This window comes from Nonomuraea sp. NPDC050153, assembly GCF_044460125.1.
Taxonomy (GTDB): Bacteria; Actinomycetota; Actinomycetes; order Streptosporangiales; family Streptosporangiaceae; genus Nonomuraea.
Map to the genome: position 1 here is coordinate 219664 of NZ_JBITJQ010000006.1, position 17034 is coordinate 236697.

15 protein-coding genes are annotated in these 17034 nt (G+C 72.8%); 10 read left to right on the plus strand and 5 right to left on the minus strand.

What is annotated here, in order from left to right; all coding sequences use genetic code 11:
* Window positions 1–69: 69 nt before the first annotated feature.
* Window positions 70–576: a UDP-4-amino-4,6-dideoxy-N-acetyl-beta-L-altrosamine N-acetyltransferase gene (gene pseH / locus ACIBQ1_RS18060; RefSeq protein WP_397278766.1), complete on the plus strand. Its 507-nt coding sequence runs from the start codon at window positions 70–72 to the stop codon at window positions 574–576.
* Window positions 573–1616 (plus strand): pseudaminic acid synthase, encoded by a 1044-nt coding sequence (gene pseI, locus ACIBQ1_RS18065; protein WP_397278768.1) that lies wholly within the window; start codon window positions 573–575, stop codon window positions 1614–1616. Before pseH ends, pseI begins: the two co-directional genes overlap by 4 nt.
* Here the strand turns inward: pseI and ACIBQ1_RS18070 are convergent.
* Together ACIBQ1_RS18070 and ACIBQ1_RS18075 are read right to left on the minus strand one after the other, a co-directional pair.
* On the minus strand, window positions 1597–2574 hold the full coding sequence (locus ACIBQ1_RS18070; protein WP_397278770.1) for a PseG/SpsG family protein: 978 nt from the start codon (window positions 2572–2574) through the stop codon (window positions 1597–1599). The genes pseI and ACIBQ1_RS18070 overlap by 20 nt on opposite strands.
* Window positions 2571–3299: a cytidylyltransferase domain-containing protein gene (locus tag ACIBQ1_RS18075; protein WP_397278771.1), complete on the minus strand. Its 729-nt coding sequence runs from the start codon at window positions 3297–3299 to the stop codon at window positions 2571–2573. The genes ACIBQ1_RS18070 and ACIBQ1_RS18075 overlap by 4 nt, the downstream gene beginning before the upstream one ends.
* Before the next feature lie 104 nt (window positions 3300–3403).
* Between ACIBQ1_RS18075 and pseB the strand changes: the two genes are divergently transcribed.
* Window positions 3404–4381, plus strand: a complete 978-nt coding sequence (gene pseB, locus ACIBQ1_RS18080; RefSeq protein WP_397278773.1) for a UDP-N-acetylglucosamine 4,6-dehydratase (inverting) — start codon at window positions 3404–3406, stop codon at window positions 4379–4381.
* Window positions 4381–5505 (plus strand): DegT/DnrJ/EryC1/StrS family aminotransferase, encoded by a 1125-nt coding sequence (locus ACIBQ1_RS18085; RefSeq protein WP_397278775.1) that lies wholly within the window; start codon window positions 4381–4383, stop codon window positions 5503–5505. The genes pseB and ACIBQ1_RS18085 overlap by 1 nt, the downstream gene beginning before the upstream one ends.
* Here the strand turns inward: ACIBQ1_RS18085 and ACIBQ1_RS18090 are convergent.
* The 3 genes from ACIBQ1_RS18090 to ACIBQ1_RS18100 are packed head-to-tail and all read right to left on the minus strand — an operon-like array spanning window position 5502 to window position 9988.
* Entirely contained in the window at window positions 5502–7388 is a 1887-nt protein-coding gene (locus tag ACIBQ1_RS18090; protein ID WP_397278777.1) for a glycosyltransferase family 2 protein, read from the minus strand. The two genes, ACIBQ1_RS18085 and ACIBQ1_RS18090, sit on opposite strands and share 4 nt — an antisense overlap.
* Before the next feature lie 42 nt (window positions 7389–7430).
* Complete coding sequence (locus ACIBQ1_RS18095; RefSeq protein WP_397278778.1) at window positions 7431–9050, minus strand: hypothetical protein; 1620 nt, start codon at window positions 9048–9050, stop codon at window positions 7431–7433.
* Window positions 9047–9988, minus strand: coding sequence for a hypothetical protein (locus ACIBQ1_RS18100; protein ID WP_397278779.1), 942 nt, complete (start codon window positions 9986–9988; stop codon window positions 9047–9049). The genes ACIBQ1_RS18095 and ACIBQ1_RS18100 overlap by 4 nt, the downstream gene beginning before the upstream one ends.
* A gap of 162 nt (window positions 9989–10150) precedes the next feature.
* On the opposite strand from ACIBQ1_RS18100, the gene ACIBQ1_RS18105 reads away from it, so the two are divergent.
* The 6 genes from ACIBQ1_RS18105 (at window position 10151) to ACIBQ1_RS18130 (ending at window position 16980) form a co-directional block, all read left to right on the plus strand.
* Window positions 10151–10399 (plus strand): acyl carrier protein, encoded by a 249-nt coding sequence (locus tag ACIBQ1_RS18105; protein ID WP_355378473.1) that lies wholly within the window; start codon window positions 10151–10153, stop codon window positions 10397–10399.
* Complete coding sequence (locus ACIBQ1_RS18110) at window positions 10374–11132, plus strand: SDR family NAD(P)-dependent oxidoreductase (RefSeq protein ID WP_397278781.1); 759 nt, start codon at window positions 10374–10376, stop codon at window positions 11130–11132. Before ACIBQ1_RS18105 ends, ACIBQ1_RS18110 begins: the two co-directional genes overlap by 26 nt.
* Window positions 11132–12439, plus strand: coding sequence for an AMP-binding protein (locus ACIBQ1_RS18115; protein ID WP_397278783.1), 1308 nt, complete (start codon window positions 11132–11134; stop codon window positions 12437–12439). Before ACIBQ1_RS18110 ends, ACIBQ1_RS18115 begins: the two co-directional genes overlap by 1 nt.
* A 154-nt stretch (window positions 12440–12593) precedes the next feature.
* Window positions 12594–13619, plus strand: coding sequence for an acyl-protein synthetase (locus tag ACIBQ1_RS18120; RefSeq protein ID WP_397278785.1), 1026 nt, complete (start codon window positions 12594–12596; stop codon window positions 13617–13619).
* A complete protein-coding gene (locus tag ACIBQ1_RS18125; protein ID WP_397278786.1) occupies window positions 13619–14839 on the plus strand; it encodes an acyl-CoA reductase in 1221 nt (406 codons plus the stop codon). The genes ACIBQ1_RS18120 and ACIBQ1_RS18125 overlap by 1 nt, the downstream gene beginning before the upstream one ends.
* A complete protein-coding gene (locus ACIBQ1_RS18130) occupies window positions 14836–16980 on the plus strand; it encodes a hypothetical protein (protein ID WP_397278788.1) in 2145 nt (714 codons plus the stop codon). Before ACIBQ1_RS18125 ends, ACIBQ1_RS18130 begins: the two co-directional genes overlap by 4 nt.
* Window positions 16981–17034 lie beyond the last annotated feature (54 nt).

Consider the following 17034-nt stretch of genomic DNA (forward strand, 5'->3'; position numbering starts at 1 on the left):
ATTCCGTGTCCCTGATCAGCTCTTTACTGGACGCATAATCGGCTACGTTGTGCAATTGATTGAACACCAATGGTAGGGGGAGCGGTGCTGAGAGGCGTCGAGGACAAAGACCTGCCGTCCATGCGGCGATGGCGCAACCATCCACGCGTGCGAGCGGCCAGCTTCGCCACGCACAAGATCGGAGAGGACGAGCACTCCCAGTGGTGGGAGGCCGTCCGGGTCGACGCGCGCAAGCGCGTGCTGATCTACGAGCACGAAGGGGTCCCCGCCGGCGTGGTGACCTTCTTCGGCCTGTCGTCCGAGAGCGGCTCCTGGGGCTTCTACCTGGACCTCGACGGGCTGGAGCAGTCGGGAGAGCTGCTGCGGGCCTGGATCGGCCTGGAACGGGCGGCCGTCGAGCACGCCTTCCAGACGCTCGGCCTGACGACGTTGCGCGGGGAGGTGCTGGCCTGCAACGAGGCGGTCAGGCGGTTGCACAGGCGGTTCGGCTTCATGGAGGTCGGGGCCTACCTGCGCGACGTCGACGGCGAGCCCCGCGACGTCGTTGCCATCCGGCTCGTGAAGGAGCAGTCATGATCACTATCGACGGACGGCCGATCGGGATCAAGAACCCGCCGTTCATCGTCGCCGAGCTGTCCGGCAACCACAACGGGAGCCTGGAGCAGGCGCTGGCCATCGTGGACGCGGCGGCCGCGGCCGGGGCGCACGCGCTGAAGCTGCAGACGTACCGGCCCGACACGCTGACCATCGACTGCGACGGGCCCGCGTTCCGCGTGGGCGACGGGCACGAGCTGTGGGGCGGCGAGAGCCTCTACCGGCTCTTCGAACGCGCCCACACGCCATGGGAGTGGCACCAGCCGATCTTCGAGCGGGCGCGCGAGCACGGCCTCACCGCGTTCTCCACGCCCTTCGATCCCACGGCGGTCGAGTTCCTGGAGAAGCTGGGCGTGCCGGCGTACAAGATCGCCTCTTCGGAGATCGTGGACCTGCCGCTGATCAGGCTCGCCGCCGCCACCGGGAAACCGCTGATCCTCTCCACCGGGATGGCGTCGATCGGCGAGATCCACGCCGCGCTGACCGCCGCCCATGAGGCGGGCTGTACCCAGGTGGCCCTGCTGTCCTGCACGGCCAGCTACCCCGCCTCCCCCGACGAGAGCAACCTGCGGTCGCTGATGGTGATGAGCGTGCTCACCGGCGCGACGGTCGGGCTCTCCGACCACACTCCGGGCATCGGGGTGTCGGTGGCCGCGGTGGCGCTGGGGGCGTCCATCATCGAGAAGCACGTCACCCTGTCGCGCGCCGACGGCGGGGTGGACTCGGCCTTCTCGCTGGAGCCGGACGAGCTGGCGACGCTGGTGGTGGAGAGCCGGCGGGCGTGGCTGGCGCTGGGAGAGGTGTCCTTCGGGCCCCGGCCGTCCGAGCGCGAGGGGCTGCGCTTCCGCCGGTCGCTCTACGTGGTGCGGGACGTGCGCGCGGGCGACGCGGTGACCCCGGAGAACGTACGCTCGATCCGGCCCGCGGGCGGTCTGCCCCCGGACGCGGCCACGGCCGTCATGGGGCGCCACTTCACCAAGAACGTGCCCTCCGGCACGCCGCTCACCTGGGATCTGATCTAAGGAGCGCGTCGGCGACGCGTTCCCTGCCCTTGCCGTCCACGAGGCCACGACCCAGCCGCCCGTGCTCCTCGCGGGCGGCGGGGTCGGTCAGCAGGCGGGCGAGCACGCCCACCGCCGCCGTGTCGGCCGCCGCGTCGGCCGCTCGCCCGAGCCCGGCCGCGACGCCCCGGCCGACGAGCTCCTCGTAGCCGATGAGCTGGTTGTCCGCCACCCAGCTCAGGGCGGTGGGGACGCCGAGGTGGAGCAGCTCCCAGACGGCCGACCCGGCGGCGGTGACCACGAGGTCGGCCGCGGCCATGAGCTCGGGCAGCCGGTCCGTCGGCGGGATCACGGTGATCGGTCCGCCCGCCTCGAACGGCGTGGGGCTGACGACCGTGGCCTCGAACGGCACCCCGGTCGCCAGGAGCGCCCCGGCCCAGGCGGGGGCGACGCCGGCGCTGTCGGTGCCGCCGAAGAAGCACAGCACGCGCGGCACCGGCCCCGTCCGCCGGACCCGCCGGCGCCCGCGCACGCTGTCGCGCAGGAGCACGTAACGGGCACCGGCCAGGCGCCGGGCGGGCCAGGGGAAGGGGCGGCGCTCCGCGCCGAGGTTCTGGTCCAGGTACAGGTCCGCCTTCTGGCCCAGCGGGTCACCGTCCACGATCGCCAGCACGGTCAGCCCCGCTCCCCGCAGCGCCGCTCCCGTCCCCTCCGGCAGGTCGTACGAGTCGAGGACCGCGGCGTCCAGCCGGAGCTCACGGGCCAGCGCGGCCAGGCGTCCCGGCTCGTCGGGGGCGGGCACCAGCGGCAGCGCGCGGTCCCGAAGCTGCGCCCGCGCCCAGCCGGACCCGCGCACCTCGCCGAGGAAGACCACCTCGACGCCCCGGGCGCGCAGCTCCTCGGCCAGCGCCACGCACCGCACCAGGTGGCCGACCCCGCTCCGCACCCCGGCGTCGCACCGGAAGCCGACCCGGATCACGCGTCCTGCAACGCCTTCTGCCGCACGTGGGCGTTGAGCCCGCAGATCTCCGGCCGCTCCCGCAGCCAGCTCACCAGCGTCCCGTACGGCACGCACCGGTCGCCGAGACCGTCCACCACCCGGGAGATGAGCCGCCAGTCGTCCTCGGTGTCGAGCGTCACCCGCAGGTCGTCGGCGACCGGCTGGTAGGTGAGCCCGAGCAGCCGCGTGTCGTCCGGGTGCGAGTAGACGTAGGAGGTCACGTGCGTGCGGTGGAAATCGGCGGCCTCGGCGTCGGCCCGCTCCAGCGCGCCCCGGCTCACGATCTCCACGTCGAGCCCGCGCGGCAGCGTGCGCGCCAGCGCGGTGCTCAGGTAGCCGAGCCCGCGCACGGCGCGGAACACCAGCGCCGCCTCCCTGATCACGGCGGGGTCCAGCAGCGGGCAGTCCGCCGTGAACCGCATCATCGCGTCCCACCGCCGCCCGGCCAGCGCCTCCATGAACCTCGTCAGCACGTCGTCCACCGGCCCCCGGTGCCACGACACGCCGAGGCGGCGGCACTCGGCGACCACCGCGTCGTCGACCTCCTCGGTCGTGGTGGCCACCACGAGATCGTCGAGCGCGCCCGCCTCCCGCGCGGCGCGGACCACCCACCCCAGCACCGACCGGCCGTGAAGCTCCCGGAGCACCTTGCCCGGCAGACGCGTCGAGCCCATCCGTGCCTGAACAATCCCGACAATGCGCACCGAAGCCCCAATCCCCCGTGTGACCGTGTGTCGCCAGCCGATCGCGCTATGCTACCGCCCTGCTCGAATGACTACAGTGCGTAAACGCGAATCCAGGGGGCCACGTGAGCATTCTCAGTGGATCGTCGATTCTGATCACCGGAGGCACGGGGTCCTTCGGTAAGGCGTTCATCCGCAACGCACTCGACTCGCTGGGGGTGCGGCGCCTGGTGGTCTTCTCCCGCGACGAGCTCAAGCAGTACGAGACCAGGCAACTCTTCGGCGACGACGACCGCCTGCGCTGGTTCATCGGCGACGTCAGGGACCGCGACCGGCTGACCCGCGCCATGCACGGCGTGGACTACGTGGTCCACGCGGCGGCGCTCAAGCAGGTGGACACGGCCGAGTACAACCCGTTCGAGTACGTCCGCACCAACGTCGCCGGATCACAGAACGTGGTCGAGGCCGCGATCGACAGCGGCGTGCGCAAGGTCGTCGCGCTCTCCACCGACAAGGCCTCCGGCCCGATCAACCTGTACGGGGCCACCAAGCTGGTCGCCGACAAGCTCTTCGTCTCCGCCAACCACTACGCCGCCGCCTACGAGACCCGCTTCTCCGTCGTCCGCTACGGCAACGTCGTCGGCAGCCGGGGCTCGGTGGTGCCGCTCTTCCTGCGCCTGGCCGAGCAGGGCACCAGCCTGCCGATCACGGACAAGCGCATGACCAGGTTCTGGATCACGCTCGACCGGGCGGTCAGGTTCGTGGTGGACTCGTTCGACCTGATGCGGGGCGGCGAGCTCTACGTGCCGCGCCTGCCCAGCATGCGCATCACCGACCTGGCCGAGGCGCTGGCGCCGAACAGCCCGATCTACGAGATCGGCATCAGGCCCGGCGAGAAGCTGCACGAGGAGATGATCGGGCCGGACGACGGCCGCAGGACGCTGCGCCTGGCGGACCGGTACATCGTCCAGCCCACGATCGCGACCTGGGGCTACACGCCGCCGGAGACCGGCGAGCCGCTGCCCGAGGGCTTCTCCTACCGCTCCGACGCCAACGACGAGTGGCTCTCGGTGGACGACCTGCGCGCCATGGTGGCCGGCTGATGCTCCCCTACGGTCGGCAGTCGATCGTCGAGTCCGACATCGAGGCGGTCGCCGAGGTGCTGCGCGGCGACTGGCTGACCACCGGGCCCGCGGTCGGCAGGTTCGAGGCGGAGCTGGCCCGCTGGACCGGCGGCGTGCCGTGCGTCGCGGTCACGTCGGGGACCGCCGCGCTGCACGTCGCGTACGTGGCGGCCGGGGTGCGGGCGGGCGACGAGGTGGTCACCTCGCCGCTGACGTTCGTGGCCACGGCCGCCACGGCCGTGCTGCTGGGCGCGCGGGTGGTCTTCGCCGACGTGCAGCCCGACACGGGCAACCTCGACCCCGGCGCCGTCGCCGCCCTGCTCACCCCCAGGACGCGGGTCGTCACGGCCGTGGACTACGCGGGCCATCCCGCCGACTACGACGAGCTGCGCGCGGTCGCCGACCCGGCCGGGGTGCTGCTGATGGCCGACGCGGCGCACTCGATCGGGGCCGCGTACAAGGGCCGGCCCGTGGGGGCGACGGCCGACCTGACGACGTTCTCGTTCTTCCCGACCAAGACCGTGACCACGGCGGAGGGCGGGGCGGTGGCGGCGACCGACCCCGAGCGGCTCCGGCGGGCCGCCCGCTTCAGGAACCACGGCCTGGTCAGGGAGCCCGCCGACCAGCGCCAGCCGGACGTGGGCGGGTGGCACCAGGAGGTGCACGAGTTCGGGCTGAACTACCGGCTGCCCGACGTGCTGTGCGCGCTGGGCGTCAGCCAGCTCCGGCGGCTGGAGCGCTTCCGCGAGCGGCGCTCCGAGCTCGTCGCACGCTACAACGCGCTGCTGCGCGACGTGCCGGGGCTGACGCTGCCCGCGCGGCGCGCGTACGTGCGGCCGAGCTGGCACCTCTACCCGGTCAGGGTCCGCGACGGCCGGCGGCGCGAGGTCTACGAACGCATGCGCGCCGCCGGCATCGGCGTGCAGGTGAACTATCTGCCGGCGTACTGGCACCCGGTGTTCGAGGACCTCGGCTACCGGCGTGGGCTCTGCCCGCGGGCCGAGGCGTACTACGCCGAGGAGCTGTCGCTGCCGCTGTTCCCCGACCTGACCGACGCCCAGCAGGACCGGGTCGTGGAGACGCTGGCGGGCATCCTGCGCTAACGCTCGGCGAGCAGCAGGCAGCCGTCCTCGCCCCGGTCGACGAGGAAGCGTCTGGCCGCCACGGTCGCGACCGGACGCTGCCCGGTCCGCACCAGCGGGCGCAGAGGTTTGCCCTGGTCGATGACGACCTCCCACCACGACTCGTGACCGACGCTCTCGTCGATGTCGGCCAGCGGCACCCGCGCGTGGAAGTGCTGCCCCGCCAGCGCCACCGGGAAGTACATCTCCTCGCCGTCGCTCCTGCGCCGCAGCCTCAGCACCGGCTCGCCGTCGCCGACGTCGGTGATCTCCCCCGAGAACACCAGGTCGCCGCCGTCCACCCGGCACTCCCCGATGATCGCCCGCGCCTTGCGCAGGCGCAGGCCCCAGGCGCCCTTGGCGCTGCGGATCGGCACCAGCCACACGCCCGACCTGCGCCGCGGCGCGGGGATCAGGGGCGGCAGCCAGCGCGGCCCGGCCACCCGGCCGTCCAGCCGCAGCCCGTGGCCCCTGAGCTGCACGCGCAGGTCCCATCGGCCGCGCCTGGCGAGCTGCGCGGGCGTCAGCACGGCCGGGTCGAACGCGAAGCGGAACGGGAACGCGTGCTCCGGCAGCGCGCCGCCGTCCTCCTGCACGACGCTCTCCCAGGTGGGCGCGGTCTCCTCGTCGGACAGCGGTATGGTCTGGCCCGTCCTGCGCTCCTCCAGCCAGATCCGCACGCGCATGCGGCGCAGCTCCCCCACGTCGAACCGGCCCAGCGCCACCCGGCCCACCCCGCAGAGCACGCCGTCGCGCCAGTCGAGGTCGACCAGCCTGGCGATCAGGCTCAGCTCGTCGGTGACCTCCGACAGGTGCGCCGGCATCGACGGGTGCCGGCCGTACCAGCGCCTGCGCAGCCACCCGGCGGCGCCGACCCGCGGCTGCAGCTGCCCGCAGCGGTCCTGGGTGAACACGTACGCCAGCTCGCCCAGGCGCCGCTGGTGCAGCAGGTGGACCTGGAGGCGCTGCGCGAACGGGATGCTCTGCCAGGCCTCGCGCGACACGCCGTCGAGATAGCGGACGATCATGTCGAGCAGGGCCGGGTCCGCCGTCGTGCCCATGGCGGCCATGGCCTCCACGGCGACGGCCATGTCGATGTCCAGCGTGTCGCGGTCGAAGTCGGGCTTGAGCTTCGGCGCCCCCCGGCCGAGCAGGGAGGCCGTCTCCAGCACCGACAGCAGGCGGTCGCGCAGGTTGTCGGGCTCCAGGCAGCGCTGGGTGATCGAGCTGGCCGGCTCGTCGCGCTGCCGCCAGTGGTAGACGATCGAGGCCAGCACGTCCACCGACCTCGCCCCCACGTGGGCCGCCATCGCGACGGGCTGGTCCTCGTACATGCGCTCGGGGAAGCTCAGGCCGAGGCGGTCCCAGAAGGAGCGGCGGTAGACCTTGTTCCACAGCATGCGGTCGCGGATCAGCAGCGGGTGGCGGGTGATGTGGGTGCTCTTCACGGGCCTGGCGAACGCCTCCCGGTGGGCCCACGACGGGGTGAGCAGGTTGCGGTAGAGCCGCATGACGTTGCCGCAGGCCAGGTCGGAACCGGTGGATTCGAGCGAGGTCACCAGGCGCTTGAACGCGTCGCGCGGCACGGTGTCGTCACCGTCCACGAAGGCCAGGTAGCGGCCGGTGGCCTGGCGCACCCCCACGTTGCGGGCGCGGCCCACACCCATGTTGTCCTGTCTGATGAGGCTTATCCGGCAGTCGTCTGCCTGCCTGGACTCGACGACCGCCGAGCCGCCGTCGCCGCTGCCGTCGTCAACGCAGATCACCTCCAGATCGCCCAGCGTCTGGGCGGCGATGGAGTCCAGGCAGGGTCCGATGTACTTCTCGACGTTGTAGAACGGAACGATCACCGAAAGAACCGGCACACCTATTCCTCTTCCTTTTGTCCTACGTCCATGGGCCCGGCATCAACCAGAGAGGAGGCGGATCACCTTGCGGGCGACCTTGCGGGGGCTCGCCAGACGACGGGAGAGGCGATACCCGAGCGTCCTGCGGAAGGCGCTGGCCTTGCGCTGGGTCCTGCGTAGCTTGGCCTTCGCCCTGACCAGCTCGCGTTCGCGGTAGGAGAGCTTGGTCTCCAGGCGCGAGATCCGGGCCAGCGCCGCGGTGAGCTGGTCGGCCAGGCGGTCTCGGGCGCCCAGCAGATCGCGGTACGTGGGCGCGTGCTCCGCCACCTCGGCCGGGCAGCCCAGCTCCGCGTCCAGCTTGCGGGCGCGGTCGAGGTCGCCCTGGTCGCAGGGGCGGTCGGCCATGCCGCACAGCGTCAGCGTGAGCTGGTCGGCCTCCAGCGGCCACGGCCACGGGTGGTGGTGGCCGGCCGCCAGCAGCCGGACCGCGAACCGCCACAGGATCCGGCACAGGACGACCCTCGGGGCGGGCGGGGTGGACGGGCCGGCGGCGGGGCTGATGGCCGCGAACCGCTCGCCGTCGTACACCAGGCTGTCGGTCGCGGCCGACACGTCGCCGCCCGCCTCCAGCCATTCGGCGAGCCGGGCCAGCAGCTCGCGCACGGTCCTGACGTCCTCGCGGGCGCACGCCTCGACGAGGATCTCCTCGACGACCCGGCCGGCCGGGACCGGTCGCACCTCGCCGTCCGGCAGCCGCCGGGCGCCGTCGCCGGTCAGCTCGTAGAGCGCCGAACCCTCCTCCACCAGCCCCAGCGGCAGCTCCACGTCGTCGTCGGCTTCCAGCGCGGTGGTGGCCACGGTCAGCCAGAGCGGCGCGAGCTCCTCGCCGAGGCCGTGCCGGAACACCATCCGGGTCAACCTGAGCGGGTCGGCCACCGGCATGCGGTCGCCGCCACGCGCGCTCAGCGGGAACGCGAGGGCGTCCGGCAGGTCGGCGGCCAGCACCTCGCGGGACAGCAGCGCCCGGGGCGCCTGCCTGACCGGGTACGCCGCGTAGCATCGCCGCACGCGCAGCCCCGCCGACTCCAGAGCGCGGTCGAGCGCCTCGGGACCGCTGGGGTAGCTCGGGTCGAAACCGTGCGGCGCCCACTGGTCGTCGGCGCCCTCCCGGTCAGCGGGCCTGGCCTCCAGGAAACGATCGACGCCCAGGTCGTTGCGGACGCCGAGCACGAGCCGCCCCCCGGGCGCGACCAGCCCGGCCAGCGCGTCCAGCGACTCGCTCCACGCCGCCGCCGGGGCCTCCGCGGAGTGCGTGCGCAGCAGCCCGTCGAGCGCCAGCACCAGGTCGTACGGCTTCTCCGCGTCGAACACCTCCAGCCGCCCGCAGAACACCGCCAGCCCCGGATGCCGTTCGCCGAGGGCGCAGGCGTCGGGGTAGGAACGCAGCAGCACGGCGGCCGACGGAGCGCGCGCGACCACGTCGTCCACCAGCACCTGCGGATGCGGCCCGACCAGCAGCACCCTGCCGCCCTCCGGGACGAGCCGGCCGACCAGCTCCAGTGCCGCGCCCCGCCAGTCCGTGATGCCGCCCATGTTGGACATGTCGGACCACAGCAGCATCTCTCCGCCGATCAACCGGACGTTCTCGGGCGCCTCCCCGGTGATCATGTTCGTGTTCATGGCCTCACTCCGTGAGGCGGCTCGGTCGCCCTGGAGCCGCCGCCTTCCCTCGTCACTCGGGTCGCTCCGCTCCCGCCGCTCCTCAGTCCAGGCGGCGGCGCTCCCTCGCGGGCCCCCCGCTTCCATCCGAACATTCGCCGTAGCTCCTCCGGTGTCGCCTGATACTCGAATCCCAGCTCGCGCCGCGCCACCTCCGACGCCAGTTCGGGGTCGACGCGCGTGCCGTGCAGCTCCGGCCAGAGCCGCATGCGGCGCGCCGTCCCCCCGTACTCGGGACGCTCGTCCTCGAACTGCATCGGATCCCCGTACACCGCCACCTCGCATCCGACCGAGGCGCCGTAGAACAGCGCGCTACCGAGCCGGTTGGAGGCCACCCTGCGGTGGCGTCGCAACTGGACCAGCTGCTTGCGCAGGAAGTCGCGCCCCTTTCCCTCCCACCGGGAGCCGCGCTCGCCATGGCAGATGACCCGGAATCCCCTCGATTCGTACGCCCGCCGAATGTCCGGATTCGCGAATTCCAACCAATAAAGGCAGACCGTGACCGGACCAGTCTCGACATTTCGTATTTCGTCGGCCAACCGAGCATGGTCACCACTGACGGAATGCTTTTCCCAGCCATGAAAGGGATACCAGATCGTACCCTTGCGTTCGGGTACCACGCCCAGCTCAGGCTCCAGATGAAGGAGATAAATCCACGGCGCGCCGATGAGGTAGTGTCCCCTGCGGCCCATGGACCAGCCTCGGCGACGCAGCACGTCAGACCAGATGAAACGGGGATATCCAGGGCTGCACCAGTGATCGTTGGGCGGAAATCCGTGGAGATAGTTCCATCCGTGCTGGAGGAAGCCCTGGATGCGTTTCGGCGTATCCTCCGACAGGCCACAGTATCTGCCGATTATGCGAGAGTGCCCGTACCAGTGATTGGATTCGTCCATCATTCCCCCCGTACGGTGGACCGTGTCCCGTCCGACATTCCCAGCCCGCAACGGGTGCCACGCCTCGTTATACGGTTCCATTACCGGAGAGGGGGCCTTGGTTTTCTCCTGGCTCGCAATTCCCGCTACACTACGTCGTGGCTTGAGGACAGAGAGTGAGTGATCATGAGTCATCTCGACCGCCTGCGGGCCGTCTTCCGCAGTGCGCTCAACCTTCCGGCCGACGCCGACGTCGACGGGCTCGAATACCGCGCCATCCCTCAGTGGGACTCACTGGCCCACATGGCGTTGATCGCCGCGATGGAGGACGAGTTCTCCGTCATGATCGACACCGACGAGATGATCGACATGAGCTCGTTCGCCAAGGCGAGCGGGCTGCTGGAGAAGCATGGCATCGGCGCCGCCGCCATCTGAGCCCAGGGTCGTCCTGGTCACGGGCTCGACGGCGGGCATCGGCCGGGCCGTGGCGACCACGCTGGCCCGGGCGGGCCACGACGTCGTGCTGCACGGCCGCGACGAGGAGCGTGCCGCGAAGGCCGCCGCCGAGGTCGGGGAGGAGACCGGCGGGGTGACCGACTCGGTCGCCTGCGACGTCGGCGACCCCGCCGCCGTCTCGGCCGTGATGCGGCGGATCTACCAGCGCCACGGCCGCCTCGACGCCCTCGTGATCAATGCCGGCATCCACGCGGCGGGCCCGCTCGGCATGACCCACCCCGACACGGTCGAGAAGCTGTTCCAGGTCAACGCGGTGGGCGCGACGTACACGCTGCAGTCCGCGCTCAGGCTGCTGCGGCGGGGCAGCTCCCCCGCGGTGGTGCTGGTCTCCTCGATGATGGGCCGGATGGGCGGCGCGGGCCAGGCGGTCTACTCCGCCACCAAGGCGTCCCTGATCGGCCTCACCAAGGCGGCGGCCAAGGAGCTGGGGCCCACCGGGATCCGGATCAACGCCGTGGCCCCCGGCTACATCCAGACCGACATGCTCGCCACGCTCGACAAGGAGAGCCGCGCGGCCACGGTCGCCGCGACCCCGCTCAGGCGGCTCGGCACGCCCGCCGACGTCGCCCGCGTGGCCGCGTTCCTGCTCTCGGCCGACGCGGGTTTCGTCACCGGCCAGATCATCGGCGTCGACGGCGGGCTGGTGCTGTGATGTTCCCGCACCCACAGGCCCGGCTCGTCGTCGCGGGAGAGGCGGCGGGCCTCGGCGGCGACGAGTTGGCCGGCCACGTCGCGCGCGCCGCGGAGGCCCTGACCCGGCTGCGGCCCGGGCCGCTGTTCTGCGGCATGCGCAACAACCTCACGTCCGTCCGGCGCTACCTCGCCGCCTGGCGCTCCGGCCGGCCGATCGCGCTGCTCGACCCCGACCTGGCTCCGGGCGCGCTGGCCGAGCTGACGGGCCGGTTCAGGCCCGCGGCGCTGCTCGGGTTCACGCACGCGGCCGACGGCTCGCCACCTCCGCGCCACGACGTGCCCGAGCCGCATCCCGACCTCGCCGTGCTCCTCGCCACCTCGGGCTCGACCGGCAACCCCAAGCTCGTACGCCTGTCCCGCCAGGCCGTGCTGGCCAACGCCACCGCCATCGCCACGGCCCTGTCCATCGTCCCCGACGAGATCGCGCCCACCAGCCTGCCGCTCCACTACAGCTACGGGCTGTCCGTGCTCAACAGCCACCTGGTCGCCGGGGCGACGGTGATGCTGACGGAGGCGGGCCTGCTGGAGCGGTCGTTCTGGACCCATCTGGACGCCCACCGGTGCACGTCGCTGGCCGCCGTGCCCTACCAGTACGAGATGCTGCGGCGGCTGCGCTACGACCGCTCCGAGCACCCCGCGCTCGCCACGCTCACGCAGGCCGGCGGGCGCCTCGGCCAGGACCTGGTGAAGGAGTTCGCGGGCCAGGCCGACCGGTTCTTCGTGATGTACGGGCAGACCGAGGCCACGGCCCGGATCACCGTCCTGCCGCCCGACCGGCTGGCCGACAAGCCGGGCTCCGCCGGGCAGGCCATCCCCGGCGGCCGGTTGGCCGTCGACGAGGGCGAGGTCGTCTACCACGGGCCCAACGTCATGATGGGCTACGCCGAGACGGCCGCCGACCTGGCCAGGGGTGACGACCTGGGCGGGGTGCTGCGCACGGGCGACCTGGGGCGGCTCGACTCCGAGGGCTTCCTCTACCTCACCGGGCGGCTGAAACGCATCGCCAAGATCTTCGGCGTGCGGGTCAACCTCGACGACGTCGAGCGCCTGCTGCGCGGCTCCGTCCCGGTCGCGGCGACCAGCGGCGACGACCGCGTGACCGTGTGGGTCGAGGGGCTCGACGCCGCCGGCTGCGCGGGCCTGGCCCGGAAGCTGGCGGCCGAGCTGCGGGTCCATTGGAGCGGGTTCGACGTGCGCGCCGTCGACAGCCTCCCGCTCCTGGCCACCGGCAAGATCGACTACCGCGCCCTGGAGTCCCGCACATGACCGCCCGGCCACGCTCCGCGGGCAGCCGCTCCGCGCGGCGCGCCGGGCTCAGGGGTGTTCCCGACCGGGCGAAGCGTAGCGGGCTCGGTGGTATTCCCGACCGGGCGGAGGGTGGCGGGCTCAGGGGTGTCCTCGACCGGGCGGAGGGTGGCGGATGAGCGTTTTCAGTCTGGCGGAGCCCGAGCGTGAGGCGGCGCTGGTGAGCGAGCTGGCGGCGCTGACCGAACGGCATCGGCGGGCCTGCGCCCCCTACCGGCGGGTGCTCGACGCCATCCAGGCCGAGCCCCCCTACGAGCGGCTGGCGGACCTCCCGTGGCTGCCGGTGCGGCTGTTCAAGACGCACGAGCTGCGCAGCGTGCCAGAGGACGCGGTCTTCAGGGTGCTGACCTCCAGCGGGACCACCGGGCAGCGGCCGAGCCGGGTCTACCTCGACCGCGAGGCCGCCGCGGCGCAGCCGCGGATGCTGGCGGCCACGCTCAGGGAGGTGCTGGGCGGGCGGCGGCTGCCGATGCTGGTCGTGGACAGCCGCTCGGTCGTCCGCGACCCGACGCTGAGCGCCCGCGGGGCCGGGGTGCTCGGGATGATGAACTTCGGCAGGGACCACACGTTCGTGCTCGACGAGCGGGGCCATCTGGACGCCGAGGCGGTCAAGGGCTTCCTGGCACGCCACGGAGGCGAGCGGTTCCTGATCTTCGGGTTCACGTTCATGGTCTGGCTCCACCTGCGCGACCTCGGGGCGGACCTGTCGCAGGGGGTGCTGGTCCACTCCGGCGGGTGGAAGCGGCTGGCCGAGCAGGCGGTCGACAACGCGGAGTTCCGGCGGCGGCTGGCGGCCGAGTGCGGGCTGACCCGGGTGCACAACTTCTACGGGATGGTCGAGCAGATCGGGACCGTCTTCCTGGAGGGCCCCGACGGCGACGGGCTCTACTGCCCCGACTTCGCCGACGTCGTGGTCCGCGACCCGGAGACCTGGCAGGAGGCCCCCGTCGGCGAGCCGGGGCTGATCGAGGTCGTCAGCACGCTGCCCACGTCATACCCGGGCCACGTCCTGCTGACCGAGGACCTGGGCGTGGTACGCGGCGTCGACGACGGGTGCTGGCCGGGCAAGCGGTTCGAGATCCTGGGCAGGCTGCCCAGGGCCGAGGCGCGCGGCTGCAGCGACACCATGGGGCGGGGCTGATGCTGGACGACCCGAAGCTCGACGTGCGCTTCCCCGCCGCCGCCCCGGCGTCCGCCGAGGAGCTGCTGAGCGAGCTGCGCGGCGGGCTCGACGTGGGCGACGAGCGGGTGCGCGACTTCCTCGCGGCCTTCGGCAAGCGGCTGCTGCGGCCCGCGCTGGCGCGACGCCATCCCGAGCTGGGCTCGCTCGGCTTCTTCCTGCGCCCCAGCGAGCTGGCCCGCACCGTCGACGGGCTCGCGAACGAGCACGTACGCGTGCCGCGCGGCATGGTCTTCCACATCCCGCCCGCGAACGTCGACACCGTCTTCGTCTACTCCTGGGCCCTGTCGGCCCTGATGGGAAACCGCAACGTCGTCCGCCTCTCGCCGCGCTCCGGCGCGGTCGCCGAGGTCATCCTGGATACGCTGCACGACGCGCTGGACGGCGCCGACCCCGTCATAGCCGCGACCCAGCGCGTCGTCTCCTACGGCCGCAGCGACTGCGTCACCGCCGCGCTCTCGGCCGCCTGCGACCTGCGGGTGGTGTGGGGCGGCGACCGCACCGTGCAGGAGATGCGGCGGCACCCGCTCGCCCCGCACGCCCGTGACCTGGTCTTCCCCGATCGCTCCTCGTTCGCCGTCGTGCGGGCGGCGGCCTGGCTGTGCGCGCCCAGGGCCGCGCGGGTCACCGTGGCCGAGGGCTTCGTCAACGACACCTACTGGTTCGACCAGGCCGCCTGCTCCTCGCCCAGGACGGTGTTCTGGGTGGGCGCGGAAGGCGACTGCGACACGGCGCGGACCGACTTCTGCGAGCACGTTTCGCGCGTGGTCACGGTCCGCGGGTGGGGCGTCGACGCCGCGATGGCCGTGGAGAAGCGGGTCTCCACCTACGGCCTGGCCGCCGACGGCCTGGCCGAGAGCATCGAGTTCCGGGGCAACGCGCTGGCCAACGTGACGCTGTCGGCCGCCGCCGCCGCGCCCAGGCAGTGGCTGGGCGCCGGGACGTTCGCGCACGCCAGGCTCGGGTCGCTGACCGAGTTGGCCGTGCTGGTCGAGCGGCGCGACCAGACGATGACGCACTTCGGGTTCGCCAAGACCGAGCTGGAGCAGCTGGCCAGAGAGCTGGCCGGGCGCGGGGTCGACCGTATGGTGCCGGTCGGGAGCGCGCTGAGCTTCCATCGGGTGTGGGACGGGTTCGACCTCCCGGCCGAGTTCACGCGACTGGTGACCGTGATCAGATGACGCTCGCGCCACCCGCGGCCCGGCTCGCCCGGTGGCCGGCGTCGTCCCGGCGGGGCCTCGGGTGGCTGCCCCCGGGGGTCGTGTGCGCCGGCGCGGTGGCGGTGTTCCTGTGCTGCGGGGTCTCCGCCCGTGATCTGGCCGTTTTCGCGGCCTACCTCGGGGCCGGGGTGGCGCTGCCCGGGACGCTGCTGTGGCGGGCGCTGACCGGTGGCGGGCGGTCGACGGCCGAGGACGTCGCGGCGGGGCTGGCGCTGGGCTACGCGGTCGAGGTGCTGGCCTACCTCCCGGCCAGGGCGGCCGGGGCGCCGCTGCTCGTGCTGGTGCCGCCCGCGGGGGTGCTCTGCGCGTTTGCCTGCGTACCCCGGTTGCGGCGGCACTGGCGGGGCGGCGGCGGGGAGCGCATGCCCTTGTGGTGCGCGTGGGCGCTGGCGGCGGTCGTCGGCTACCTGATCGCGTGGAGCGCGCTCCACCTGTACCGCGTGCCGATCTCCGGCGCGTACGTGGACCTGCCCTACCACCTGGCGCTGGTCGGCGAGGTCAAGCATCACGTGCCGCCCACGCTGCCGTCCGTGCTGGGCGAGCGGCTCTCCTACCACTGGTTCGTCTACGCCGAGCTGGCCGCCACGAGCTGGGTGACCGGGATCGAGCCGGTGACGCTGGTCTACCGGCTGGCCACGCTGCCGATGGCGGCGGCCATGGTCGTGCTGGTGGCGGTGCTCGGGCGGCGGCTGGGCGGGAGCTGGGGCGCCGGGGTCGCGGCGGTCGGGGTCGCGTACTTCCTGATGGGCCCGGTCCTTCAGGAGGACGTGGTCTTCACGACGCGGCCGATGTTCACCGTCTGGGCCAGCCCGACGCAGACGTTCGGGGCGCTGCTGTTCGCGCCGGTGGTGCTGCTGCTGACCGGTGGCGGGCGGCGGGGCCGGGCGGCGCTGGTCGTGCTGCTGGCGGCGCTGACCGGGGCGAAGGCCACGTTCCTGCCGCTGCTGCTCGCGGGGCTGCTGGTCGTGGTGGCCGTGCGGTGGGTGGTGGAGCGGCGGGTGCCGTGGGCGTGGCTCGGCACGGCCGGGGGCACGCTGGCGTGCCTGCTGGTCGCGCAGTTCGTGGTGTTCGGGCAGGGGTCCCAGGGGACGGTGGTCGCGCCGTTCGCGGCGACGCGGGGGCTCTGGGGGCTGGTGGCGGGGGTGGGGATGCCCGAGCTCGCCTCCGTGCCGGTGACGCCGTTGCTGGTCCTGACCGTCGTGCACCTGTTCTGCCTGCTCTGCGTGTGGGGCGGGGCCGCGGCGCTGGGCCGGCGGGCGCTGGAGCCGCCGATGTCGCTGCTGCTCGGCATGGGGGCGGCGGGGGTCGGCGCGGCCGTGCTGCTCGGGCATCCGTCGGACTCGCAGCTCTACTTCCTGGAGAGCGTCCGGCCCTACCTGTCGGTCGCCGCGATGTGCGGGGTGGCCGGGCTTTCGGCCGGGCGGCGGGTGCCGTGGACCATGGTCGCGGCGGGGGCGGGGGTCGCCCTGCTCGCCGCGTGGATCGAGATGCCCGGGGGCGCGCCGGTGCGGGCGGTGGTGCCGTACCTCGTGCTCGGGTTGGTGGCGGCGGGGGTGCTGCTGTGGCGGCGCGGGGCCGTGCTGGCCGTGGTGGCGCTGCTGGCCGGGTACGCGGTGCCGGCGTCCGCGCGCGAGCTGGCCCTGCGGGTGGTGCCCGAGGACGTCGAGCGCGAGATGGAGATCCCCGCCGGGGCGCTGAAGGCGGGGCGGTGGCTGCGTGCGCACTCCTCGCCCGACGACGTGGTGGCCACCGACCTGCACTGCCGCCCGGTGCAAGCGCCCGGGTGCGACAGCAGGCATTACTGGGTGTCGGGGTTCACCGAGCGGCGGGTGCTGGTCGAGGGGTGGGCGTACGCCGAGAGCACGCTGTCGCGGGCCGAGCTGTTCGTGTCGCCCTACCTTGAGGTGCCGTTCGCGGATCCCGCGCGGCTGGCGGCGAACGACGCGGTCTTCCGGGCGCCCACGGCGGCGAACGTCCGGCACCTCGCCACGCGATACGGCGTCAAGTGGCTCTTCACCGGAACAAATCCGGAACTGGGGAAATTCGCGCGACTACGCTTTCGCAATTCCACCTCATCCGTTTATCAACTCACCGCCCGGTAAAGGTATTTCCCGCTCCTGGAATGCTGCCGGAGAAACACCGCGCGCCCCGCTGGA

Excerpts from the sequence above, each read along its gene's own strand:
- pseI (WP_397278768.1), top strand. The coding sequence starts at position 573 with ATGATCACTATCGACGGACGGCCGATCGGGATCAAGAACCCGCCGTTC.
- ACIBQ1_RS18085 (WP_397278775.1), top strand. The coding sequence starts at position 4,381 with ATGCTCCCCTACGGTCGGCAGTCGATCGTCGAGTCCGACATCGAGGCG.
- pseH (WP_397278766.1), top strand. The coding sequence starts at position 70 with ATGGTAGGGGGAGCGGTGCTGAGAGGCGTCGAGGACAAAGACCTGCCG.
- ACIBQ1_RS18130 (WP_397278788.1), top strand. The coding sequence starts at position 14,836 with ATGACGCTCGCGCCACCCGCGGCCCGGCTCGCCCGGTGGCCGGCGTCG.
- ACIBQ1_RS18115 (WP_397278783.1), top strand. The coding sequence starts at position 11,132 with ATGTTCCCGCACCCACAGGCCCGGCTCGTCGTCGCGGGAGAGGCGGCG.
- ACIBQ1_RS18095 (WP_397278778.1), bottom strand. The coding sequence starts at position 9,050 with ATGAACACGAACATGATCACCGGGGAGGCGCCCGAGAACGTCCGGTTG.
- ACIBQ1_RS18125 (WP_397278786.1), top strand. The coding sequence starts at position 13,619 with ATGCTGGACGACCCGAAGCTCGACGTGCGCTTCCCCGCCGCCGCCCCG.
- ACIBQ1_RS18120 (WP_397278785.1), top strand. The coding sequence starts at position 12,594 with ATGAGCGTTTTCAGTCTGGCGGAGCCCGAGCGTGAGGCGGCGCTGGTG.
- ACIBQ1_RS18105 (WP_355378473.1), top strand. The coding sequence starts at position 10,151 with ATGAGTCATCTCGACCGCCTGCGGGCCGTCTTCCGCAGTGCGCTCAAC.
- ACIBQ1_RS18110 (WP_397278781.1), top strand. The coding sequence starts at position 10,374 with ATGGCATCGGCGCCGCCGCCATCTGAGCCCAGGGTCGTCCTGGTCACG.
- ACIBQ1_RS18100 (WP_397278779.1), bottom strand. The coding sequence starts at position 9,988 with ATGATGGACGAATCCAATCACTGGTACGGGCACTCTCGCATAATCGGC.